Annotated in this window: 21 protein-coding genes and 1 pseudogene; 10 read left to right on the top strand and 12 right to left on the bottom strand. The window is 47.5% G+C overall.

Going from position 1 to position 23,993, the window contains the following annotated elements:
- Nucleotides 1-24 precede the first annotated feature (24 nt).
- The 3 genes from U2F10_RS10110 (at nt 25) to U2F10_RS10100 (ending at nt 3,225) form a co-directional block, all read left to right on the top strand.
- Nucleotides 25-756, top strand: a complete 732-nt coding sequence (locus U2F10_RS10110) for a class I SAM-dependent methyltransferase (RefSeq protein ID WP_499871927.1) — start codon at nt 25-27, stop codon at nt 754-756.
- A gap of 433 nt (nt 757-1,189) precedes the next feature.
- A complete protein-coding gene (locus tag U2F10_RS10105) occupies nt 1,190-2,506 on the top strand; it encodes a sensor histidine kinase (protein WP_499871925.1) in 1,317 nt (438 codons plus the stop codon).
- 38 nt (nt 2,507-2,544) lie between these two features.
- A complete protein-coding gene (locus U2F10_RS10100; protein ID WP_163698351.1) occupies nt 2,545-3,225 on the top strand; it encodes a response regulator transcription factor in 681 nt (226 codons plus the stop codon).
- 104 nt (nt 3,226-3,329) lie between these two features.
- Here the strand turns inward: U2F10_RS10100 and U2F10_RS10095 are convergent, their stop codons facing one another.
- Nucleotides 3,330-4,193 carry a sulfotransferase domain-containing protein gene (locus tag U2F10_RS10095; protein WP_163669306.1) on the bottom strand — a complete coding sequence of 288 codons (864 nt, stop codon included), beginning with the start codon at nt 4,191-4,193 and terminating at the stop codon, nt 3,330-3,332.
- Nucleotides 4,194-4,509: 316 nt separating this feature from the next.
- Here U2F10_RS10095 and U2F10_RS10090 point away from each other — a divergent pair, with 316 nt between their 5' ends.
- Complete coding sequence (locus U2F10_RS10090) at nt 4,510-4,683, top strand: hypothetical protein (RefSeq protein ID WP_163669304.1); 174 nt, start codon at nt 4,510-4,512, stop codon at nt 4,681-4,683.
- Nucleotides 4,684-4,714: 31 nt separating this feature from the next.
- Here the strand turns inward: U2F10_RS10090 and U2F10_RS10085 are convergent, their stop codons facing one another.
- Both U2F10_RS10085 and U2F10_RS10080 read right to left on the bottom strand, forming a co-directional pair.
- Nucleotides 4,715-5,998 carry a DEAD/DEAH box helicase gene (locus U2F10_RS10085; RefSeq protein WP_499871923.1) on the bottom strand — a complete coding sequence of 428 codons (1,284 nt, stop codon included), beginning with the start codon at nt 5,996-5,998 and terminating at the stop codon, nt 4,715-4,717.
- 632 nt (nt 5,999-6,630) lie between these two features.
- Nucleotides 6,631-7,119: a hypothetical protein gene (locus U2F10_RS10080; protein WP_163669302.1), complete on the bottom strand. Its 489-nt coding sequence runs from the start codon at nt 7,117-7,119 to the stop codon at nt 6,631-6,633.
- Between the two features lie 44 nt (nt 7,120-7,163).
- Here U2F10_RS10080 and U2F10_RS10075 point away from each other — a divergent pair, with 44 nt between their 5' ends.
- The gene (locus U2F10_RS10075; RefSeq protein WP_499871921.1) at nt 7,164-7,739 is read left to right on the top strand and encodes a TetR/AcrR family transcriptional regulator; all 576 of its coding nucleotides are present in this window, start codon (nt 7,164-7,166) and stop codon (nt 7,737-7,739) included.
- Nucleotides 7,740-7,905: 166 nt separating this feature from the next.
- Here U2F10_RS10075 and U2F10_RS10070 read toward each other — a convergent pair whose 3' ends face one another.
- The 6 genes and pseudogenes from U2F10_RS10070 to U2F10_RS10045 form a co-directional block, all read right to left on the bottom strand.
- Complete coding sequence (locus U2F10_RS10070; RefSeq protein WP_163698358.1) at nt 7,906-9,114, bottom strand: serine hydrolase domain-containing protein; 1,209 nt, start codon at nt 9,112-9,114, stop codon at nt 7,906-7,908.
- A 34-nt stretch (nt 9,115-9,148) separates the two neighbouring features.
- Nucleotides 9,149-10,060 carry a carboxymuconolactone decarboxylase family protein gene (locus tag U2F10_RS10065; RefSeq protein ID WP_499871919.1) on the bottom strand — a complete coding sequence of 304 codons (912 nt, stop codon included), beginning with the start codon at nt 10,058-10,060 and terminating at the stop codon, nt 9,149-9,151.
- A 678-nt stretch (nt 10,061-10,738) separates the two neighbouring features.
- Complete coding sequence (locus tag U2F10_RS10060) at nt 10,739-11,218, bottom strand: methyltransferase family protein (protein WP_499871918.1); 480 nt, start codon at nt 11,216-11,218, stop codon at nt 10,739-10,741.
- A gap of 143 nt (nt 11,219-11,361) precedes the next feature.
- Nucleotides 11,362-11,760 carry a RidA family protein gene (locus U2F10_RS10055; RefSeq protein WP_499061385.1) on the bottom strand — a complete coding sequence of 133 codons (399 nt, stop codon included), beginning with the start codon at nt 11,758-11,760 and terminating at the stop codon, nt 11,362-11,364.
- 380 nt (nt 11,761-12,140) lie between these two features.
- A complete protein-coding gene (locus U2F10_RS10050; RefSeq protein WP_499871917.1) occupies nt 12,141-13,511 on the bottom strand; it encodes a DUF1254 domain-containing protein in 1,371 nt (456 codons plus the stop codon).
- 571 nt (nt 13,512-14,082) lie between these two features.
- A pseudogene (locus tag U2F10_RS10045) lies at nt 14,083-15,011 on the bottom strand (IS1595 family transposase).
- A gap of 166 nt (nt 15,012-15,177) precedes the next feature.
- On the opposite strand from U2F10_RS10045, the gene U2F10_RS10040 reads away from it, so the two are divergent.
- Nucleotides 15,178-15,636 carry a shikimate kinase gene (locus U2F10_RS10040; protein ID WP_499871916.1) on the top strand — a complete coding sequence of 153 codons (459 nt, stop codon included), beginning with the start codon at nt 15,178-15,180 and terminating at the stop codon, nt 15,634-15,636.
- On the opposite strand, the gene U2F10_RS10035 is transcribed toward U2F10_RS10040, so the two are convergent.
- Nucleotides 15,631-16,869 (bottom strand): FAD/NAD(P)-binding protein, encoded by a 1,239-nt coding sequence (locus U2F10_RS10035; RefSeq protein WP_499871914.1) that lies wholly within the window; start codon nt 16,867-16,869, stop codon nt 15,631-15,633. The genes U2F10_RS10040 and U2F10_RS10035 overlap by 6 nt on opposite strands.
- A gap of 202 nt (nt 16,870-17,071) precedes the next feature.
- Between U2F10_RS10035 and U2F10_RS10030 the strand changes: the two genes are divergently transcribed.
- Complete coding sequence (locus tag U2F10_RS10030) at nt 17,072-18,325, top strand: metal ABC transporter substrate-binding protein (RefSeq protein WP_499871913.1); 1,254 nt, start codon at nt 17,072-17,074, stop codon at nt 18,323-18,325.
- Between the two features lie 99 nt (nt 18,326-18,424).
- Here U2F10_RS10030 and U2F10_RS10025 read toward each other — a convergent pair whose 3' ends face one another.
- Nucleotides 18,425-18,715, bottom strand: coding sequence for a hypothetical protein (locus U2F10_RS10025; protein WP_499871911.1), 291 nt, complete (start codon nt 18,713-18,715; stop codon nt 18,425-18,427).
- 185 nt (nt 18,716-18,900) lie between these two features.
- Here U2F10_RS10025 and U2F10_RS10020 point away from each other — a divergent pair, with 185 nt between their 5' ends.
- The 3 genes from U2F10_RS10020 to U2F10_RS10010 all read left to right on the top strand — a co-directional run bounded on the left by U2F10_RS10020 (nt 18,901) and on the right by U2F10_RS10010 (nt 23,387).
- On the top strand, nt 18,901-20,388 hold the full coding sequence (locus tag U2F10_RS10020) for an aminotransferase-like domain-containing protein (RefSeq protein ID WP_499871910.1): 1,488 nt from the start codon (nt 18,901-18,903) through the stop codon (nt 20,386-20,388).
- Nucleotides 20,389-20,390: 2 nt separating this feature from the next.
- Nucleotides 20,391-21,335, top strand: a complete 945-nt coding sequence (locus tag U2F10_RS10015; RefSeq protein WP_499871909.1) for a M14 family zinc carboxypeptidase — start codon at nt 20,391-20,393, stop codon at nt 21,333-21,335.
- Between the two features lie 729 nt (nt 21,336-22,064).
- Nucleotides 22,065-23,387, top strand: coding sequence for an AAA-like domain-containing protein (locus U2F10_RS10010; RefSeq protein WP_163669639.1), 1,323 nt, complete (start codon nt 22,065-22,067; stop codon nt 23,385-23,387).
- Here the strand turns inward: U2F10_RS10010 and U2F10_RS10005 are convergent.
- Nucleotides 23,384-23,770 (bottom strand): PleD family two-component system response regulator, encoded by a 387-nt coding sequence (locus U2F10_RS10005; RefSeq protein WP_163698376.1) that lies wholly within the window; start codon nt 23,768-23,770, stop codon nt 23,384-23,386. The genes U2F10_RS10010 and U2F10_RS10005 overlap by 4 nt on opposite strands.
- Between the last annotated feature and the right edge of the window lie 223 nt (nt 23,771-23,993).

The raw sequence follows: 23,993 nt of genomic DNA, 5'->3' as shown, positions 1-23,993 counted from the left end.
CTGAAAAGTTAAAGGAGGAATCTGATGGATTACTTTCTCCAGATCTATGGAACCTTGCCGCGAGCTGGCCCTGGCTCCAACGAGCTGACTCGGAGAGCCTTCGAAATGATGTCGAATCTCCCTGAGTCAGCTAAAATCCTGGACGTTGGTTGTGGCCCTGGTATGCAGACAGTCGAGCTTTTGCGTATCACATCGGGTACAGTTGTCGCCCTTGACCTCCTCCCAGAAATGATTGCCCAAGTAAGAGCTAGAGCTGAAAATGCTGGGGTCTCTGATCGCCTCGAAACATTAGAGCAGAGTATGACGGAGATGGCTTTCCCAGAGTCGAGCTTTGATGTTGTTTGGTTTGAGGGCTCGATCTATTTCTTAGGTTTCGAAACGGGCCTCAAGAAAGTTAAAAAATTCCTTAAACCAGGTGGCTACGTAGCGGTCAGCGAGGTGGTGTGGTTAAAACCTAACCCCCCGGCTGAGGCAGTTGAATTCTGGAAAGAGTATCCCGAGATTGATACTGTAGCTGCGAAACTTGACGTTATTAAGCGCATTGGCTACGAGTCCGTCGGACATTTTGTATTGCCAGCTACCGCATGGACTGAGCATTACTACAACCCAATGGAGGAGCGCATCGCTGAGAAAACAGCAGAGTGGAGTGGCATACCGGAGGCAGAGGCTGTCCTGAAAGAGGCGAGAAACGAGATCGCAACCTTCCGCAAGTACTCTGACTACTTCAGCTATGCATTCTTCGTCATGCGCAACTGAGTGCATGTCTTACCAGGACTATTGTCCTACCGAAAGTCCCATAGAATTAGGACTTAAGTGACTGGGCGGCTCAATTTCGCAATGGTAAATTAGGGATTATTTCAAGCAATGCCCTAGGTTCAAGATGCTCTAACCCAAGGTTTCCCTTGACTAAGGCTACCGTGTATATACATCTCGGAAGTGAGCTCAAAATCCTGCATTACCCCCCTTAATCCCCCCTTAGTAAGGGGGGAAACTCCAGTTCTCCCCCTTACTAAGGGGGAGTTAGAGGGGGTAGTGCAACAAAAAACGCTAGTTTCCAGTACTTGTGTGTACACCGTAGCCTTGACTAAGGGGAACCGCAACTGTCGTCATCAGGCAACGTCGCATAGAGCTGTATACAGGCTAGCCTGAACCCTAGAGAGAACCCCTTTGTGTTAAGAGTTGAAGCCTAATGGTCCTAAATCCACCCTCCCGACTGTTCCCAGATCTCACAGTCACCAGACCCTTACGCATACTGCTGCATATTGAGTGGATTTTGCTCAGTATGGGTGTGCTGGTTAGCATTACGGCCATGGTTTTCCATCGGACATTTCAGGTTACCTGGCTAGAACTGCTCTTGTTTGGTTTGATTGGCGTCATGGGGCTTTATTTACCGCTGACTCAGTGCCGGGCCAAGATTCTTTATACCGCAATCGAGCTTAGCCTCTTCGGTATTTTGGTTCTGCGTTGTTTTGATAATCCTTTGATGGTCAGGATTATCCCACTGCTGGGATTGGTCATTATCATCCGTAGTTGTCAAATCTTTCACACACGAGGGCGACTCGTAGTGGCCGGCATTACGTTTAGCTCACATTTATTTTTATCATTAACTTTGGGTCAGACGGCCATGAGCCGAAATCTATCCCGACTGATGTCAACCCCTGAGGCATGGCAGGTGAGTGTGTTTCAGACCAATGCCATTATTCTCTTTACCCTGGCGCTACTGTTTGTTTTTTTACTGGTGGATGCTTTGCTCAGTCTTCATAGGAATCAACAGAAACTGGAGAGCGCCCATGGTCAATTACAACAATATGCGCTACAGGTGGAAGGCCAGGCCGCATTACAAGAACGTAATCGCATCGCCCGCGAAATTCATGACTCCCTCGGACATTCCCTGACCGCTCAAACTATTTTGCTAGAAAATGTCCTCCTCTTTTGGGGACAAGATAATGGACGGGCAAAATCCTATCTGCTTGAAGCTAAAGATTCATCTTATCAGGCGCTCAAAGAGGTTTCACGGGCTGTTGCGGCTCTGCGCGACTCTCCTCAAACGGATAAATCTTTGCAGGTGGCGATTACCGAATTGGTTAATAAGGTCTGTCAATCCACACCGATAACGCCAGCGTGTGAGATTAATATTACGGCACCGCTGTCCGATGAGCTGAGTCTGACCGCCTACCGGATTGTGCAGGAAGCCCTCACCAATGTGGTGAAACACGCCCAAGCCACACAGCTATCTGTGCAGCTATCGACTAAACCACAGAGTCTCTATGTAGAAGTGTTGGATAATGGCAAAGGGTTTGATCCTAGCAAAAATACGACCGGATTTGGCTTACGGGGCATGAAAGAACGTGCGATCGCACTTAGTGGAACCTGCCAAATCTGGAGTGCATCAGGGACTGGCTGTCGCATCAGCGTAGTTTTGCCTCTTCCTCAGACTCTAGAGTCTCCTCTACCTCTACCAAATTTGAATTCAGTATCGGTGACAGGTGACCAGAACTTTATATGAGAGATTGATGAATGGGGAGATCTAAGGAGGTCAAGAGGATGATTCGTGTCTTACTGGTGGATGACCAACCCATTATTCGACAAGGTTTGGCCAATCTGTTGGAAAATCAACCTGATTTACAGGTAGTTGGCGACGCAGCCAATGGTCAACAGGCGATTGATCACGTCTCAACACTCTATGGCACCCCCAATCAACCTGATGTAATTTTGATGGATGTGCGGATGCCGGTGGTGGATGGTGTTGCGGCAACAAAACAGATCTGTGCCGACTTTCCAGCGGTAAACATTTTAGTGCTCACCACATTTGACGATAGTGACTATGTCCAGCAAGCTATGGGTTGGGGGGCTAAAGGCTATTTGCTTAAGCAAACCCCTATTCAGGACTTGGTGATGGCTATTCGAGCTGTCTATCAAGGTTATACCCACATGGGACCTGGTCTTTTTGAAAAGACGTTAGGCGCTTCTCAAGCACCAGGAGCACCTCTTGTTCATGCTGAAACTGCACTTCCTGAAAAATTGAGATCGCTATCCCCCCGCGAACAAGAGGTGCTCCAATTGATTGTTACAGGACTCAATAACCGCGAAATTGGAGAAAACCTTTTTATCTCTGAGCGCACCGTTCGGAACCATGTCACCAGCATTTTGAGCCAACTCCAACTGCGCGATCGCACACAAGCAGCTTTGTACGCCAGTCAATTTTGGCCCCAGAGTATGCGCTAAACCTATACAGCCTTAAAAGCTACTTCATGATTGATTTAAAAAAGGACTATAGAAAAAGAAAGATTAGAGTCAAGGCACACCAAAAATAATATGAGTACATTCCGTTAATTCAAATCCCAATTTGATATATCCAAACTGTATTCAGTTTCTAAGCGATGACTATCGTCCTTTAGCATCGCCCGAATGAAATCTTTTTGCGCATCTGTTAAAGGGGGGACTTTACCCTGATCCTGATTCATCAGTGGCCTCGCTAGCACATTACGGGCATTGTTCTTGATTGAGTCAGGGAATATATTTTTAATCGGATTTAAATATCTGGCCTCCCTTAAGTAATGCCAAATTGTGTCAGTCCTGTAGGAGTTTTTGGAATTATGTATTTTTCCAAGGGAAAATTCGAATGATGGTTCTATCTCCAAAAAGGGACAGATTTTACATTTCAAAGTCATAGAAATAACGTCTTTCTTGAGTTCATCTGTTTTTAGTAAAAGTATTTGCTCCCTTGAAAAGTTGCGTGTAAAAGCATCAACTATTGCTGCATAGCTAACAGATTCAATTACATTTAACGGCAAACTGTTTGGTGTTTCTTTTGCCAAATATTTAGCATACCAGCCTTGATAAATACCCTGCTTCCTCATAGATTCAATTTTTTGTACAGGGTCTCTCAAGATATAAATAAACTTATACCTGATGTCCACTGTTTTCATGCGCTGAATAACTTTTCTGACATTATTCAGAGAACGAGTGTAATTTGGTGAGGCTTCTAATGCCGTTAAATGTTTGTTTAAATCCCACGCATATAGGTTCTCGTAATAGTCGATACCTTTGCCCCACTTACCGTCTTTTAAGAAGAAGTCAGTTTCTTTCATCTTCGACTTTGATACCTGTGGATGCTGAGATAGATAATTAAATAAACTGCTTGTGCCGCCTTTTTGAGTACCAATAATTATACTGATTTTGCTGAATTTCATAGTTGTCTTAGGACTTAATAGGGCTCGAGATTGAGTTTGCAGGTTATAGGGGGATGCTCACTTTCCAGAGGAAGAAGATCTCTGACGGCGCTATCCCTTAATAATTCTAAGGAAATAAAATAAATTAACGTCCAAATTTTGGACGTTATGGATGGCTTGCTCCTAAATGGAATTTACTGGCCTCCTGAGCACTGGCATCACCACCTGTTGCACGAGCAATAGATATGTCTTGTGGATACCGTACTGTGTCTAAGCATGTCGTCATCGTTGATAAAAATTGGCTTCTAACCTCAGCAGCCTAACCTGTACTCACTCAATGGGCCACTCGCTCACGTCCTGCCTTCGCACTCAGCACTTTGTGCCAGTAGCCTGTCCACTGGCACAAAGTGCGATCACTGGCCTCGATCAAATGCCAGGTGATAGGGCAGCGGTTGCATTGATGAGTCGCCTCAAACCGCCTCTGATTCCTAACCAGCAGCATTCTTCTTGAAACCTGCCTGTTTTTATAAACGGTTTTTCAATTAAGCCTTACGGAGCCGTTTACGGTGGTTCCCGGTGGGAGACTTTTTACCCTGGGCAGGACGTGCTTGAGTGTTGGATGAATTGTAATTTCTCCGACGTGACTTAGAGCGTTGACGCTTTGGTTGCTCTCCCTGATGATTAGGGGCAGCCGTTGGTTCATAACCGGGAAGGACAGACTGAGTGAGTTTGCGCTTGAGTAACTTTTCAATTCTCTTTAACAGAGATTGTTCATCACTGGAAACTAGCGAAATGGCTTGGCCTTCATTACCAGCCCGTCCAGTCCGACCAATCCGGTGTACATAGTCTTCCGGCACATTGGGTAATTCAAAATTGACGACGTGGGGAAGCTGGTCAATGTCTAACCCCCGTGAGGCAACATCGGTTGCAACCAGCACTCGCACCTTACTTTGCTTAAAGTCTCGCAAGGCACGGGTACGAGCGGCCTGACTTTTGTTGCCGTGAATGGCAGCTGTTTTCAAGCCATCTTTAGCCAATTGTTCGGCCAGACGATTGGCACCATGTTTGGTACGGGTGAAGACAAGCACCTGTTGCCAATTGTTAAAGCCAATTAAATATGACAGGAGTTCTCGCTTACGCGTGCGATCAACGGGATATACGAGTTGTTCAACTTGTTCAGCCGCCGTGTTACGGGGGGCAACTTCAATCTGCACTGGATTGTGTAACAGCGTGCTTGCTAGTTTCCGGATAGCCTTTGAGAATGTGGCGGAAAACATCAGGGTCTGCCGCGATGCAGGCAGTTGTGCCAAAACCTTGCGAATGTCATGGATGAACCCCATGTCCAACATGCGATCGCACTCATCCAGCACCAGCATCTCGATCTGAGATAGATCAATTGTATGTTGACTAACATGGTCCAGCAAGCGACCTGGAGTTGCGACCACAATGTCACTCCCCTGCTTCAACGCTTTAATTTGGCGCACAATGCCGACGCCACCAAACACCACCACTGATTTAATGGGCAGGTATTTGCCGTAAGTATTGACACTATTGTTAACTTGAGCAGCCAATTCACGGGTGGGAGTCAAGATTAGAGCCCGTGGGGCTCGTTGCGTTTTGGTAGGGGGATGGCTGCTGAGGCGTTGCAGCAAGGGTAAGGTAAACCCTGCTGTTTTCCCCGTACCCGTCTGAGCACTGGCGAAAATATCATTTCCTTGCAAAATGGGAGGAATCGCCTGCTCCTGAATCGGAGTTGCTGCTGTGTAGCCTTCCTCAGCCACAGCACGTAGGAGTTGGGCCGTAAGACCTAGCGTCTCAAATGTCATGGGTTTTTAGTAGCTCCTAAATGCGCCCCTAACCCAAATGCAATGCTGGGACCAGTCTTAAGAGCAATAAACGTATGGTTGCGTTGGATGACTTGGGTCAACAAGTACCAAGGCTGCAACAATAGACCGGAACTAAGTTGCAGTTTATTACCCTAACACACACTGGATGCTTAGATAGATGTTTCAAATGGCATAGCCCTCATTACGCAATGGAGTTAATGGCAACCGCGATCCGCGGCTTTGGCTGGTCTAGAGCTCTTGGTTACGATGCTGGCTTTCTTGCTTGCTAGTTTGCAGAGCTATGTGTACGCGTTGCAGCCCTAATCTACGCAAAAGACTACAGATACCTGTCATGTCAGCTTTGAAAGCTTTAGCAATTTGGATGACAGTGGCTTTCGTGAGCCGATCCAAGCAAATTGTTATAGCGTCTATCCATCACTTTTATAAATTTGTTTTGAGGATTGATGCAATCTCAACCATTAATCTCTGACGACTTCGATCTCCTTTTATATATTCAAGATTTGCAGACCAATTTAGGATATCTATCATAGTTTCTCTTAATTGAGCTGAATGCACCTCGTTGGTTGTTACAACTGCCATGAAGTATTGGGTGGCTGATGCGCAATTAGAACTTATCTTATAAAAAGCAACAGATCAAACTCTTGGCGGATATCCAAAAGAGAACGATCAAGCAACGGCTCAAACTCAAGAAATGGCAGCAGTTTTGGGCGGTTGCGAGTTTTAAACCAAATTGGAATTAATTCTAAAAGTACCCCAGGAAGCACCCTCAAAATTGCTCCGTACAGCCACAGCGAGCCCTTGCCTCTGATCATATCTTCATACATCACATCAACGGCAGGGGAGTTTTTCATCTTTAAGTACACCTGAAACGTACATTCACTCGTCCACCAAAATAGCGGCAGAATTTTTAGCTCATCGTACATTCCTGTATCACAACCGTAAATCACATGCCCTACATCGTGCGATCGCAAAATTTTGCCGAAGTCTGAAGGTTGTGTCGCTGGATCAGTAACGTGTGGATTGAGAGCATAGTACTCCGCTAGACCTGCTCGTAAGGTTTGAGTACTGTGCTTGTCCATGTAAAGAGGTTTTTGGGGCATAGCATTTACGATACGGTACGGTATCGTAAATTATAATAGCATCTATGAACGATACCAAAAAAAAATCTCCCGGAAGACCTCGTAGCGCAGCCTCTCACCAGGCAATGCTGAAAGCCGCGCTAGGTTTGTTGTCAGAAGTCGGCTTTGAAGCGATGAGTATTGAGGCGATCGCCTCTCGTGCTGGAGTTGGCAAGACCACCATCTACCGGCGTTATAGCAGTAAAGATGAACTAGTTGCTGATGCAATTGAAAGCATTAGGGAAGAGGTGTTAATTCCTGATACAGGAAACCTTTGGAGTGATATAGATGCACTTATTGAAAATGCAGCACAAATAACCCTTACTCCAATTGGGCGGCGGGCTGTTGCCATGATTATCAGTAGTGCATCAAGCAATCCTGGGTTTGCTCAAGTTTATTGGGAGAAGTATCTACAACCCCGTAGACAAGCCTTCGACATTGTCATCGAACGGGCAAAAGCAAAAAACGAAATTTCAACAGACTTAGATTCAGGTTTGGTTTTCGACACAATGAGCGGCATCATGCTCTATACATTGATCTTCCCGCCGACAGAATCTTGGAAAGTCTATATCCGTCGTGCCCTAAGTTTACTTCTCAAATGAACTTCAACTGAATTGGCTCCAATTGCTCACAAACAACCTTTAGGTCACTATCTCCGCATAATTAAACCGTAGCAAAGTTTACGAGTTACATAACCCCATACATCGCTTTTGCCCGCTTAGCCAGTTCGTCTCAGCGAGTTGTGAGCCAGCCGAACCCGCTTGCCCATTACTCACTCGGTAAGGAGGCAATGAAGTCAGCAACCAAGTTTATGAGCTGTTTTTCAGATTTCCAAGCCTTGGCATTATGTTCCAAGAAGAAGGGATCACCGGTCACAACAATCACCATATTAAACTTATCCAAAACCGCGATGACCTGTCCGCCATGGCCCAAAGCCGCATGATAGTGATGTTCACCTGATTGTATAGCCCACCACTGGTATCCGTATCCTGTCCTATTGACGTTGCGGCCTTCCTTGGGCCATCCAACAGATGGATTTTGGGTATAGTTCTGTAGGGAATCGTGCACCCATTCAGAAGAAATAACCTGCTTTCCATCAAAAATGCCATCATTTAGGTAGAGCAACCCAAACTTAGCCGCATCACGCGCAGTCATATGCATCGTGCCGGTACCCATTGGGTATCTATCATCGGAGGCTGTTGTATACCATTCACCCAACTCAGCTCCTAGAGGAGTAAATAGTTGTTCCTCTGCAAAGGTTCTGAGATCTGTGCCGCAAGCTCGGTCAACGATAACACCAAGATAGTGCGAGGAGAGATTACTGTAATGGAATTCTGTGCCTGGATCGTTAATGAGAGGGACGTGAACCATCAAGCCAAGAAAGTCTCCCGCGACGAAAACCTCCCAGAGATCCCTATCGGATTCCTCCCAGGGATAACCGGAGCGCATCTGTAGGAGATGACGAATAGTGATCTCCTGCTTTCTTGGATCTTTGATCAGGTTAACGTATTCCGGAAAGTAGGCTAAAAACGGTTGATCTAGACTGGGTAGGCAACCCTGCTCGAAGGCAATACCCACAAGGGCAGAGGTAAAGCTCTTACCCACCGACTGTAGATTTGACTTTAGGTAAATGGAGCCATCATTGAAATATTTCTCGGCAACCAGGTAGCTGTTCTTGACGATCAGTAGGCTATAGATGGAATTCAGTTTGGCAGAATCATAATACAGCTCTGCCACCGTATCGGCATCGAGTCCTTCTGCTTCCGGTGAGGAGACTTCCCAGTCATCGCCAGCTAAGGGAATGTAGTTCAGAGCGGCGAGATCCTTGGACGACGGACCGCAACCGAAAAGGGTGGTTAGGATCAGGGCTGAACTGGTGAATATGAAGGAATGATTCTGATGGTGATGAGATTTTCTCAGCACCCGCTGCAGAAACTTCTGCATCATATTAATCCACTGTCGGTGGTCAGTGTTCATAGGCGTTATGGGGGACGAGCATAGCAAAGTAGCTCTACCCTACGTTGGCAAATACCTCTCGTGCAGTTGTGATACCGTTGAGAGCCGCAGGAAAGCCTGCATACACAGCCATTTGTTGGATCACCTCAACGATCTCCTCTCGTGATGCCCCGACATTAAGGGACGCATTGATATGCACGTTTAGCTGAGGTTGTGCTGTACCTAAGGCGGTCAAGAGGGCAACAGTGGCCAGTTCTTTTGAGCGAAGATCCAGATCTGGACGGGCAATAATATCGCCATATGAAAATTCGATGATGAACCGAGCAAGATCTGGAGCGATATCCTGTAAGCTTTGCACAACGTCAGCTCCCGAACCGGCACTCACTTGCTCAAGCGTTTGTAGTCCTCGTTCATACCGATCATTCCCTGTAGGGCTAGAACTGGGCGTGAAGGCAACTCCGCGTTCTTGAAAGACCTCTCGGGCAGAAAAGACACCATTGAGTGCTGCTGGAAATCCAGCATAGACAGTGCTCAGCAAAATTGATTCAATCACTTGGGGGGGTGAACAGCCGACATTAAGGCATCCGTTGATATGATACTTAAGTTGCGGCTGTGCATTTCCTAGAGCAGTAAGCGCCGCGACGGTTGAGAGCTGGCGAGTCTGTAGGTCGAGCTCATCTCGTGACATGACATCTCCGTATGCAAACTCTACAGTGAATCGCGCAAGGTCAGGGGCTATATCGCTAAGGCGATTGATTGGTCCATCATAGTTTTCGCCCCCGACTTGTCTCAGGACTTCAATGCCAACATTGTATCGATCTGACCATTCGTTTATCTGACCCGTTGTATTCAATGTGGAATTCGCTGTTCCATATTCTGTAAGTGTGACAAGAAGTACCATCAAAACGATCAAACTAACTTTGAGATAACGACCTGTGAGCATACGGCCTCCTTTGGTTTTACTCATGGAACTAGACTGATGTATGAGGTTCTAGCGACTGGAGATGCATCACGATGCCATGCGCCCGATACCAGCTTTGATTTGGTTGAATTGGCCAGAAGGCATTTGAAGGAGCCCCTAGTTAAGGCCCCTATATCATGATCAGTGATTGTTCGATTTGATGAGAATAATCACTGGTGCTGAGTCACCAGTGATTTAAGATTGAAAGACGGAGATATTGAACCTGTAGTTTGGGCTACTGGTTGGATAGCCTGTTCCTATTCCATAGCTATACCCTAGAAGTTAGAGCACGCTCTAAGTCAAGTCGTTTTTGCGATCGTAATAAATCCTGTTACAAATTACCTGTTCTTACTAGGAGGACTGACCTCGTTCAAAGTGGATTCGCTTGCAATGATCCAAAAGCCGCTACACTTCCCAATATAACTAGAACAGAGATAATAATATACGCTTTTAATGAACCAACTGTTTCTTTCATCACCCTATCTCCATCAGAACAACTGATTCACGGCTATCTCGTTTCAGTCAAAGCTTGGTTCAGATGTCAGCAGTGGGCACGAATTTTTCGGGACGGTCAACCACAAGATGAGAGATTTGTGGTGACAAACAATGAGAGACTCCCTGAAAAAATATGCCGACACCCACTTGACATGTTCGCGGCTTCAGCGTCGATGAATTCGGGGCTGCCTAGAGCCAGCGACGTACAGATTCCTTGTAGTCGAGATATTCGCTACCGAACTTGCCCTCAAGGTAAGCCTCCTCAGGACGAATGGCCGTGATCTGGACGATTAGACAAGAAAACGCTACCAGCAGCACAACCCAGAGGTTGCCCAGGCCGATACCGATGGCAACCTGGAGTAGTGCTAAGCTCAGGTACATCGGATTACGCGTAAACCGGTAGACGCCCGTCTGAACGATCTCCGGTGTGGTAGCCCACGGTTCGGGGTCCTGCCCTGTGGCCCAAAAGAGCCTCAATGCCCCGGCCACTAGTACAATGCTCGGCACGGCAATCGCCAAGGCGATCGCAAGTCGAATACTACCACTGAATGCGAAGGGCAACGGCCAGATGAATGCATTCAGCGCGATGCCTACAGCCGCCACCACCAGATGCAAAATTGGTGGCGGCACCAGCACCGCAGCACCATCGGTTGTTTCATTGTTGTTCATCGTCTTATCGTTTTCTCCTGAGCCTACGAGCACCACCTAACTATATAGTTATTCAATATATGTATTCAACGTCATATCTGACAGATCAGATCCAATTTTCCAGAATAGTATCAGATAGCATTACAGACCGATTCTCCACTTACCTATCTGACGCTGGCTATTGCCTCAACCTCAACCAGTGTTGATGGTGATGCGAGGGAAGCTACACCGATACCGGTCACCGATGGACGAGACTCACCTAAGAAGTCAGAAAGAATAGGGGCAACAGTTTCCATATGTTCTCCAAGTTCACCTCGGATATATACGCGAACTTGTAATAGTTGTTCAATCGATGAACCAGCTGCTGTTAGAGCAATTTTAAGATTTCCAAGCGCCTTTTTCATTTGGCCTTCGATCGAGGTCTCTGTGGTCTCAAATTGATGATTCCAATCAACCTGACCAGATACAAAGACTAGTCCCAAGTCTGTCTCAACAGTAGCCTGAGACATACCAAATGCAGCACCATCATACAGTTCCTCTGGATTGATTAGTTTTTTGCTCATGTTGTCCTCCTAACTGATTTGAGTAATCCCTAGCAGCTATGCTAATCCATAGAAATAGTTCTGAGCTGGGTACTAGACTCTCCTACCTGTCCGCTCCAGTGCAATACTAGCCTATGGGTCGTATATTGGCTGGGTCATGTTATCGAGCTTTATTGATGCTAGCTTTCTATGAGCTATATCCTTAAACAACATAATAAGTTGTCAGTTTTGGGTAAGGCTAAAATTTCTTATTGCTCATTGCAAATTGGCTTAGGTCATAATTAGAGAGATTTAGCTAAGTTTAAGAAATACGCAAGCCATTATTGGAACCTACTTCTACAGTCAAAAGAGACTAGTTATCCCTATATTGGTTGATGACTTAATTAGCATCGAAGATACGCTTAATGGGGGTAGTCACCGGCGCGAAAGAGAGCTAGAAAGATACGCTTAAGCCTGATTGTCCAGTGCAGTGCAGGCTTTACTCGCTTTAGTGGTGGCGTTTGCCAGGTGCCATTAATCGCCTCTTGTTGCGGTAAGTAAAGCCGTAAGGATATGAAGAAGCCCTGATCCGGTGCAGGTAGCCAGTTCTTCCTCTTTTTTTCTTCAGTGGGTTGAGCGTATTGGATATAAAGCGTCAGTCCCCCGTCTTCGTCGAGAACAAGTTCGTTGTTGTCTAACATCGTTGAATTAATCAGGTAGCGCTCGAGTTTGTTCTCGACAAGGAGTTGCTCGGGGAGGTTATACATGGTTGCCGACCAGAAAGCGTCAGCTGGTGGCAATCCACCTGGCTCAAAGCGTAGCGTATAACAGACGTCGCCTGATGCATTTAATTCGTTGCCGTCTGAATCGTTATAGTAGGAGGGATACATGGCCTCTTCAATAGAATTGCCCCAGATGCCAAGAATCGCGCCAGCCAGGCGGTATAGATAAATGTTACCGGTTGCCGTCAAGTGTTCACGGGTGCCAAATAGGTCGGCGGCGGTGACGTCTTGAGTGGCAAGTTTAGTCTTCTTCAGCTCCAGATAAGTCTCCCAACCGTCTTTTATGCCTTGCTCGATGGCCTGTTTCAATTTCTCAGAGAGTTTTGTCGGGTTAAAGGTTAGACCAGGTCCGATGTTGAGCTTAGCGAAGCGTGTCATCAATTCTGTTTCCGATTCGTGTGTTGAACAAAATGTCGTGAGCAGGAAGTTCAACAGGCGAAATATTCTGGGTGACGTTTCGCCCTCGTCAAGCCTTACAGGTCTCGGGTATTTCACCGCTGGTATTTTTGCTGGTGGTTCCGTATTTGTAAACTGGCTCAGCGGCTGAACCTTATACCCGTTCTCAATGATGTTTTTGACATTCTCTAAGTCATCTGAGTCGAAAAGCTGGGTGCGGTACAAGGCTAGGGCAAGACTGGTTTCGCTACGGATAACGGCGGTGATTCCAGCCGGTGTCTGCCCCGTCCAGTCAGGCCCTACCAGCAAGTACTTGCCTCCGCCATTGCCCGTCGTTCGAGTACCAACGTATTCGAAATTGTGAGTGTAAGCATCAATGAGTTGGATAGAGTAGTATCGTTTAGGGTCTATAGTTGGGACCGTCAAAACTAAAGGTTCCGCCCGAAGATCTGCGCCAACCACACAGTAAGGTGTATCCGCGTTCGGTGTCTGGACTGTTGTATCCGATGGTGTGAACAGTCGTGCTTCGCCAAGCAATTGATTCAAGGGTCCCTTGTATTCGGCATTATTGGGCCAAAGAAAGTAGGCAAAAAGAATCCGATAGCTGTCCACCATTGGATACGCGTAAATAAACGCATCTTTTGCGATCAATCAGGCTTCTTGTGGAGTCAGTGTAGACGAACCAATCATTCTCAATTTTCCTTTATGTGGTATTCAATGAACATAGAAAACTGATGGTGAAGCTGAGTTGCAACCAGTAAGTCTATGATTCATATTCAATGTATGAAAATTGCCCATTTCTGCGAAGTATCAGATGTAATACAGGGCTAGGAAGATTTTCATGCACCAACAATGACTTTTTGCATTTATGCACAAAATTGATATCTGTTGACCCATGGTTCACTCAAACTAGAGGGTTAAGGAATGCACCACCCACCAGTTTTCTTTTAATCTTGGGAGATTCTATCTAGTGCAGGGATTCCTCCCCACGCCCCACAGGAGCCAGCAATCCACCTAAATCCGCTGCGATACCTGCATAGCAGGTAACGGACACAAGTAGTGATTATCATTTTCTTTATTCTTATAAGCTATTTCAGCGAAACATAAGAAGGTAAACTTTTAGGACCTTACAAAACCACCGATGCCCTCAGACATTATTCTTAGGCTCAATCGACGTTTCAGGGAGCTAGACAAGCAATGTAGTCAATAGACTGCCTAGCAAGGCTTTACCCCGTTTTCTGGCATTGTGTACAAATTCGAAGAACCCCAAATAAATCGGTAATTTTTCTTGTGAGATGCCTCGATGGGGTCTCAACCATGACCGCAGCAATGACCAGAAGCCTTCCATCGTATTGACATGGACTTCACAGAATCCATCGCCATCGTCATCTCGGGCATATTCTCCGGCACTGTGGCAAACACTTTTGTGAGTATAGCCCCAACTCTCTAAGCGAGCGTAGATGTCATACTCATCAGTATAGATAAGGGTGCCAGGTTCTACTATTGACTGAATAATCGGTTTGATGGTTTGTTGTTGAACATTCGACAGCATTTTAATCACCACCTCTCCGCCTCGCTGAATCATCCCGAAGATCGGCGGTTTTTCCGTTTCGAGCGTACCGCGCCCCCGAAGCCCTTTGAGTTTCCGTCTGCGTCCCTTACGCCCTTTTTTTTGACCTTTTCTGGCTGCCCCTTATGGCCTGCTGTCACATAGACTTCATCAAACTCCACCGTTCCTGATAACTGGACTTCTGGACGCTTATCGGCCACCGCTTGACGTAATTCACTCGTCATCTGATGGACATCATCTTTATGCAGACTCAACTCTTCGGCAATTTGTTGATTAGACACATTGAGACCCATCAAATATAGGCACGCTATCCAGATATGTAACGGTTGATGACGACCGGCAAAGAGGGTGCCGGTTAAGTCATCAAAGTGACGACCACACTCACCACAGATATAGCGTTGCCGTGCCGAATAGGTATCATGCTTCCCTCGTTTGGTAATGCTTTTCGCGCCACAATCAATGCAGCAAACGCCCTCAGGCCAACGCATCGTGCGAATAGTCTCGTAGCATTTGTTCTCATCGATTAACTTAGAAAGCGTTAGCATAGGTAGTCTGACCGGGGGCTTTATTCCCTGACACTACCCTGCTCATCTTGAAGTTAGCAACCTCCCTGAAACAGCTATTGAGCCTATTCTTATTGGCCCCCAAGGGGTTGGCAAATCGACTGTTGGAGAATTATTAGCACAACAATTAGATCTGCCACAATGTTCCATGGATGAACATCGATGGAACTATTACAACGAAATTGGCTATGATGACGCCATCGCCAAACAAAAGCGGGAAACGGAAGGAGCTTGGGGTATTATTCGCTATTGGAAGCCATTTGAGGCCTATGCGGTAGAGAGGTTACTGTCAGAGCATACAAACTGTGTGATTGATTTTGGTGCAGGTCATTCCGTCTATGATGATCCGCTGCTGTTTCAACGGGTAAAACGAGCGTTAGCCCCCTATCCTAATGTTGTTCTTTTAATGCCATCACCGGATTTAGAAGAATCGCTCGATATTTTGAATACGCGTAACCACAAACTGCCAGAGGATATTCGCAGGACTAATGAACATTTTGTTAAACATCCTTCAAATTGCACTCTGGCTAAATTCACGGTGTATACAAAGGCTAAAACACCAGCAGAAACCTGTCATGAGGTGTTGCAAGTGGTGAATGTCTCATGAGCAACGATGCAGACCCACTTGTTTAATGAGTGCAGGCACAATGCGATCGCAACACAATTTGCCACCAAACAAATTTCGGGCCACTGGCCCCACCTGTAATGCCGCCCATGGTCCCATTAGAAACAACTCGCATCCCGGCCATCGCAGATGTTTATCCAAAACAGGTACCCCATTGACTATCTCTACCGGATAGCGAGCCATCACATCTTTGAGTAACGGCTGATTTGCAACATCAAGCTGGTTGCCAGTTGCCAGCCAAATGCGATCAATCGACTGATGATTTAAACAATCATGCACCGCGTAATTCTGACAGTGCACTTGCCAGGCATTCCCCGTCCAAGCCAACTCTTTCACCTGACAATGTTCGTACAATGTCACCTTATCCTCACGGGACAAACGCCTGAGCTTGGTCAACATATCGGGCGTTAAGGAACCACCGTCTCGCGCTTGTTGAATCATCTGACTGCGCTGGTGCCAGTCAGTTTCCGCATGAAATCCCTTGAGATATTTTGGTCCGAGCCAGCCAGGAGCAGCATCAAAAATCTTTTCTTGAAATCTGCGGCGAGCCATTAACAACACCCTGGCCCCTCGCTTCACTGCCCCTATGGCCAGGTGGCCACTAGTGAGCCCGCTGCCCACAATCAAAACAGTTTCTCCTTGTAGTGACGGTAAATTACGAAGATCCACCGCTGTACTATGGCATAGACGACCCGGTGGGGCATCCACTGAAACTGCCCAGTCGGGTAACTTGGGTATGGCATTACCCACCGCTAGCACCACCCGTCGAGCGATCACCTTTTGCCCATTGTCTAACGTTAGTGCAAACCGTCTTCTCTGGTAGATAAGCTCCGTCACCTGTGCTGGTAAAACCCGATCTCGTAATTGCCAGCCTTCAATCACCCTTTCACAAAAGTCTCGAAACAGAGATGTCCCTGGACGATTGTAGGGGTTGTGCAGTTCCAGATAACGCCGGTCTGCAAAATTCAACAATGCTTGGGGTTTAGGGTCTGGATGGTGAACGGCAGGAGAGCGCAAATGGGGAATTTCTTGAGCCGCAAATTGTCGATGCCACTGGGTCAACCACTGACCGCTGGGGTCAAAAACCTGAAACCGCGATCGCATCGTTTTTTTCTTTTGCAACAAGTGGGTTACCAGGGTTAACGCCTGAGGTCCAGCTCCAATGATGGCAATGTCCAAAGGCTTATGAATAGATAATGGATTCGATGGATTCAAATGACTCCTCAACGGTCCTCCGGCTCAATATTTTAAATACTATGAGAATGATTATCATTCTTTCAAATTATTTTTGTTTATAGTCAAAGAAAAATAATCTTTTTTAACCCTCACAAAGAGTTTTGGCAGTATGCCTTGCACCAGGGGCACTCTCCTCTCTTGGATTGACAGATAGATGGAGACGCTTTAGCATTCTTTTGATATGAAAATGATTATCATTTCTTTGAAAGACGCATCGCAAAATTACCAGTATCAGGTTTCAGGAATCCTAAAAATGTTGAGCAATCATCAGGTTTTGAGTTCTAACAAGCGAGGTTCTGGCCTGCTACGTATCAGCAAACTGGGTTGGATAGCCTCCGTATCTATGCTGGTGGGGCTAGTGGGCTGTGCCCCACCGGCTACACAGAATGACACGGCTGCTTCAGGCGATAACACAACCACAGCAGTTAATTTGCCTCAGGTGGTCGCCACCACCAGTGTGCTGTGTGACCTAACTCAACAGATTGCTCAAGACACCGTCGCCCTCACCTGCTTAATGGAGCCCGGGCAGGACCCCCATACCTACGCCGCTGCCCCTTCCGATCGCAAAGCCATTGATGAAGCTGACCTGGTACTTTACGACGGTTATGGGTTTGCCCCTCAACTCATTGCCATGGTCGAAGCCAGCACGAATACGGCCCCCAAGGTAGCGGTTTATGAACAGGCAGTCCCCAATCCCCTCCTGGCTGATCCCCATGACCATGACCATGGCCATGGCCATGGCAAAGAAGACCATGACCATGAGGCCCATGCAGACCATGGCGAAGAAAACCATGACCATGAGGCCCATGCAGACCATGGCGAAGAAAACCATGGCCATGAGACCCATGCAGAGGGAACAGACAAAGAAGAACTCGTTGCGGATCCTCACATTTGGCATAATGCGCTCAACACCAGCAATGTCACCGAAGTCATTGCAGATCAGCTGCAACAGATTAATCCTGACCAGGCGGATCTCTACGGCCAAAACGCAGCACTGCTCACGACTCAGTTTGCGGAGCTACATACCTGGATAGAAGCCCAAGTCACCACCATTCCCGCCAGCAATCGTAAGCTGGTGACCACCCATGAAGCCTTTAACTATTTTGCCGATGCCTACGGTTTAGAGCTTGAAGCGGCCCTGAGTGGCATCAATACCGAAACATCTCCCTCGGCTTCACGGGTGGCCGACCTGGTAGATGACGTAAAAACCTTAGGTGTCCCTGCCATTTTTGCGGAAACCACCTCTAATACCCAGCTGATTGAGACCCTGGCAAAAAATGCAAATGTTAAGGTGGCCCCTAATCCGCTCTTTGTGGAAGGACCTGGCGGACCAGGTACCCGTGCAGAGACCATGCAAGCGATGTTAGTCTCCAACACCTGCACGGTGGTCAATGCCCTGGGAGGCACCTGTGTTGAGGCTGATGCCCCTCTGTAAGTCTCCTGTATCCCCCTTTAGGGACCCCCCTTGTAAGCCCCCCCTTGTAGCTCCCCCTTGTAGGGACCCTGTAGAGCCACCTGTAGGGACTATCCGTGACTATTGATAATATCTCTCTTCCAGCCAGACCCGGACCTCTGTTTCTGATAACCCGGCTATTTTGTGTTGAGTGCTCGGGTCATAGATGCTGTAAGAGATTTGGCCCCTGCGATCGCATTGTTTGTGAATCATGGGTTCAGACGATCCTGTCATTAACTTCAAAACAGATGTCCAGACCTCTTTTGGCATTGACGTGAGACAACGCCCTAATTCTCCGGTGAAGGACCATCGGGGTGGCTGTTTTTGTAGAAAAACAAAATGGGGCTCAGATAAACGACGCTGAAACTTCATGGGACAGACCTCCATTCCCGGTGAACACCCCCTTAAATAGGGCATGGCTATATTTTTGCGAAAAACATCTGACCAGAACAGACTCAGTTGAGCTAAATTGTTATGGGTACAGTTTCAATAAGGTAAACTGTTCTGGTTTTTTGACGCTTAACTGTACCGGTGCCCACAAAGACAGAGCCATAGCCATGTCCACCAGCCCTATTCCCCAACTGTCTCCGCTACAAACCTCTAATGACCAAACCCTCTATGAACAGGTGGCTGAGCGTATTCAGGCCCTGATCCGTGAGGGTACCCTGGAACCAGGGGATCGACTGCCATCGGTACGCCAACTCAAGCAGCAGCTATCGGTCAGCATGTCTACGGTGCTGGAAGCCTATCGCTTACTGGAAGATCGGGGCTTTATTATGGCTCGCCCCCAGTCAGGGTATTACGTCAAGACCACGGCACTGGCGCTTCCTAACGAACCCTCCCAATCTATGCCCACCCCCCAGGTGCGCCCCGTTGATATTTCCCTCATGCTGCGGCTGCTAAGGATGGACCTTTCCCCCGAGACCATCCACCTGGGGGCAGCCGTTCCTGGGTTGGAGCACTTTCCCATTAATACGCTCAACCGATTAATGGGGCAGGTGATGCGAAACAATCCGATGGCGGTGCATACCTATAAAACGGTGCCAGGGTGCGAACCTTTGCGGCGAGAAGTGGCCAAACGCATGCTGAATGCGGGCTGTTCCATTACGCCGGATCAGATTGTGGTAACGGCAGGAGCCACAGAAGCCTGTTATATCGCCCTGCGTACCGTGACCCAGCCCGGAGATACGGTGGTGATTGAGTCTCCGGCATACTACGCGGTCCTCGAAGCCATGAACTCCCTGGGTTTAAATGTCCTGGAGCTGCCCACCCACCCACGGGACGGGATTTCCCTAAGTGCCCTACAGTCTGCATTGGAACATCAACCGGTGGCGGCCTGCATGTTGGTATCGAATTTTAGTAATCCCATTGGTAGCTGTATGGGCGATCGCAACAAGAAAGCCCTGGTGGATCTGCTTAACCAGCATGACGTGCCCCTGATCGACGACGATGTCTATGGCGATCTCAATTTTGAGGGCAGTCGTCCCAAGGCCATCAAAGCATTTGACACCGAAGGCCGGGTGATTTACTGCTCATCGGTCAGTAAAACCCTATCTCCAGGGTTACGGGTAGGCTGGTGTATTCCAGGTCGCTATCAACAACAGGTAGAGCATATGAAAGTTGTCGTTAGCCACATGACGGCCACAGCCCCACAGCTGGCCGTGGCAGCCTTCTTTGCCAATGGCGGCTACGATCGCCACCTGCGCAATTTACGCCGTGCCTATCAACAACAAATGAACCGCATGCTCCAGGCCATTCTAGATTATTTCCCGGCTGAGACCCGGGTTACTCGTCCCTCGGGAGGCCATGTTCTTTGGGTCGAAATTCCCGGTGGTTTTGACGCGCTAGAGCTGTTTGAAGACGCCATTCAATATCACATTAGTATTGCCCCTGGCCCCATGTTTTCGGCCTCCAACGGCTATCGCAACTGTTTTCGTTTGAATACGGGGTTACCCTGGTCGGATGCCATTGACCAGGCGATGAAAACGTTAGGAGATTTGGCCAAGAAACAGCTGGCCCGCACAATTTTAGCAAGCTCACCGTAACCATGAACCCTGTTCAAGCCCTGCACACAATGGAATGGACTGACATAACGCGACTTAACAGTCTCATTAAAGCGACAGAAGCTGATGGCACCAAGCTTGAAGAGATCGGGGTTTCTGGTGAAGGTCGACCGCTGTATGGCATTACCATCGGCGATAGTTCTGCCCCCTACACTGTTGTGATCATAGCTGGCTGCCATGCCAATGAAATTATTGGCCCATTGGCGGCTGTATCACTGCTGCACCGTCTCACTCAGCAGTTATTTCCAACGGTGAAATTTGGCATTGTGCCGGTTGCAGATCCAGATTCTCTAAGTCGCAATGCCAGTGAGCTACCGTCAAAACCCACATTATGCGATCTCCTCCGATTAAACCACTGTCGCGATTTAGAAGGATATTTCATAACAGATACCTATCCTGAGTGCATTGCCATCCGTCAATGGCTACAGCGGTTTGCCCGCATAGATGCTTACTTTTCTCTGCACTCAGCCGGGGTGATCTCACCAGGCCTCTTTTTTTACATCGGTCAGGGTGTCAATCCGAGCTACATAGAGCCTGTGGCAAACTCCATTGCCACGGTGTTGCCCAAGGATCTACCACTATTATCCCATGACCCCACAGGACTCTCTCAAGTAGCTTTATCTCCCGGTTTTTTCGAGCTATCCATTGCCAATGGTAATGTGGGAAACCGAAAATCTCCCGGCAGTTCACTGGCTTTTGTTGCTCAACACTTTCAGCCCCAGTTTATGGGGGCAACAGAGCTGCCTTTAGCCGTATGTCCTGCATTAAAAAATGGCTCTCTCTTAGCCATTGAACAATACAATCGTGAGTTCCAACAAACTGGTCTTGCACAGTATCCATTTCGAGAAATCGACTTAACTATGCAACTATCCATCATGCAGGCATTTATAGTTTCTGTTGCCCAATGCGTTACTGTTATTCATACCTAAGCCATGAAAATCGCAGCCTAAAGCCCAATGCGTTACTGCCATTCATACCTAAGCCATGAAAATCGCAACAGCATTGGTTTCAGGCATCCTAAAGAGGCGTTACAACAAAATCATCCCAAACTGATGAAGCGGGTTTGTGGAGAGTGAGGTTTGTAGAGTCATGATAAAACAACGCATTATCGCTGTGATGGCCGCTTTGTCCCATCACAAGGGTATCCCTATTTAGAAAAGCGGAGGTCCTCTCTGGTAACGATTGGGATCACCCCAGCGATCACAATCCAGTCGCTGCATTGTTCACAGATTATGCATAAAGTCCCTTACCCCTGTGAGGCTTAACCCCTCATACTAGAGATCTATACTTAATAACTAGTTCTTTTTGAAAAATTAAATTATCATTCAGTGCTGGTTTAATTTCGGTGCGATCGCATCCATAGGATACGATCGTTGGAAACACTAGCTTAAAATTTGTCATAGAGGGGGCAAAGTGCCCTAAAGCATGATGCTATATGGGCTGTACAGATCAGCTAGACCTATGGATAGTGAATAAGGCTACAATTATTGATTGGCATAGGTTTCAACGGTTTTCTGTATCAAAAATACACATTGAATCACAAAATAGAACGCAAATGGCCTGATATATTAGTGGCTTCCTAATGTCCAACCATTGTTAATAGGAGAGACATCCACTGATAGTGATTTTCTATACTTTTGATTAATGGTGGTGGCCCTATGTCCCCTGAAGATGCCATCACGCTAGTTGATAAACTCCTTTCACCGTATCGGCTGACGGCTATTCAAGAAGTCGTTTTTCGGCGATGCTGGCAAGGTTCAACCTATGCGCAAATTGCAGCTAGTGAGGGCTACGATGCTGACTATGTTCGCGTTACAGGCTCACGGCTGTGGCAAAAGATCTCCCAAGTACTGGGAGAGCGAGTAACAAAAAAGAATATTCATGCAGTGCTGCGTCAGCAAGCCTATCAGCTGCATCAGCCCAATACACCAGGGCCATGGTGGCCTGGTGCCGATCAATCAGACACCACCTTCCCCGGCAGCCCACTTCCCCTCGGGTCTCCGCTCTACATCGAACGGCCTCCAGTAGAGCAGCAGGCCATGGGGGAGTTGATCAAGCCAGGTGCGCTGCTAAGAATTCGTGCGCCGGAACGTTGGGGTAAAACATCCCTGGTGAATCGCCTGGTCGCCCAAGCTCAAACCTTAAACTTCAGAGTTGTACGGCTTAACTTCCGCCAGGCCGATAGCTGTGTCTTGGCCAATTTTGATAAATTTCTACGCTGGTTTTGCGCCAATATTACCCAGCAGCTGAAGTTCACAGCCCAGCTGGATGATGTATGGAATGTCGACTTAGGCAGTAAGGTCAGTTGTACTAACTATATGCAGAGCAGCATTTTAAATCCGCTGCAGCAGCCACTGTTACTGGTGATTGATGATCTCCAGGCAGTCTTTGAGCACCCGGCCATGGCCCAAGAATTTTTGCCCATGTTGCGGGTGTGGCACGAAGAAGCCAAAAATCTCACCGAATGGGGGTACTTACGCCTCCTGGTGGCCTATGCCACAGAAGCATACATTCCGTTACAAATTCACCAATCTCCGTTTAATGTGGGGTTGCCCCTGCGGCTACCTGCCTTTACTCTGGAGCAAACCCAACAGCTGTCTCTGCGTTATCGTATTGAATGGGACGATAGTTTGATCTCACTTCATACGTTGGTTGAAGGACATCCCTATCTAATTCATTTGGCGCTGTATAACCTGAGCGTACACAAGATGGAACTAAAGCAGCTGATTGATGAAGCCCCTCAGCAAAGTGGCATTTATAGCGATCACCTGCGTAGCTATCTGGCAATCTTTGAAGCGGAACCTAACCTGGCCCGTACCTTTTACAAGGTAATTGAACAAGATACGGCCACAGAACTTGAACCAATGACCGCCTATCGCCTGGAAAGTATGGGGCTGGTTACCTTAGCAGGCAATAGGGCAACCGCTAGCTGTAGCCTCTACAGACAATACTTTGGCGGACGCTTAAGCGTCGATGCTTAAACATCACCCCAGGCTGAGCCGACGACGCTGTCTGACAAGAGGGCAGATAGAGGACGTAGGACCTGAATATTCGCAAACACGTCCTCAGCGGTGTAGGGAGAATATAGGTAGGCATCAGCGCTCCCTTGGCCGAGCATACGGTCGGCACACACAATAACGGGTACGTTGTCTAACAATGAACTATGCTTGATGCGATCGCAAACCAGTTCAGCCGTGGCCACTGAGGGCTCAATAATAATTAACTCAGGTGAAATAAAGCTCAGCAGAGATAGCAAAGCCTCATTTTCATCGACCTGAAAAACGGATAGTCCATGCCAATGCAACAAATCGGCTAGCAGTGTTTGAGACTGAGCAGTACTTCCAACAATTGCAATAGCCTTCATAACCTTATCTCCTGTGATCCTGCAAATCGCGTAGTAATACGGATGGCGATATCTGGACGGCTCTGGGAACGTGGCCAGAAAGTCTTACGAAATAAACCGAAATTGAACAAGCACAAAAAACAAAAACTGTTGAGCACAGGCCCCCTTTAGAGACCTTTGCCCAGCATTGATGTAAATATTATTATTGCTCTAACTGACTACAGACGTGGACGCAACTAGCCTT

The sequence above is a fragment of the Leptothoe sp. EHU-05/26/07-4 genome, assembly GCF_043421015.1.
GTDB classification, from domain to species: domain Bacteria; phylum Cyanobacteriota; class Cyanobacteriia; order Phormidesmidales; family Phormidesmidaceae; genus Leptothoe; species Leptothoe turfae.
This window is presented reverse-complemented; position numbering and strand designations above follow the sequence as displayed.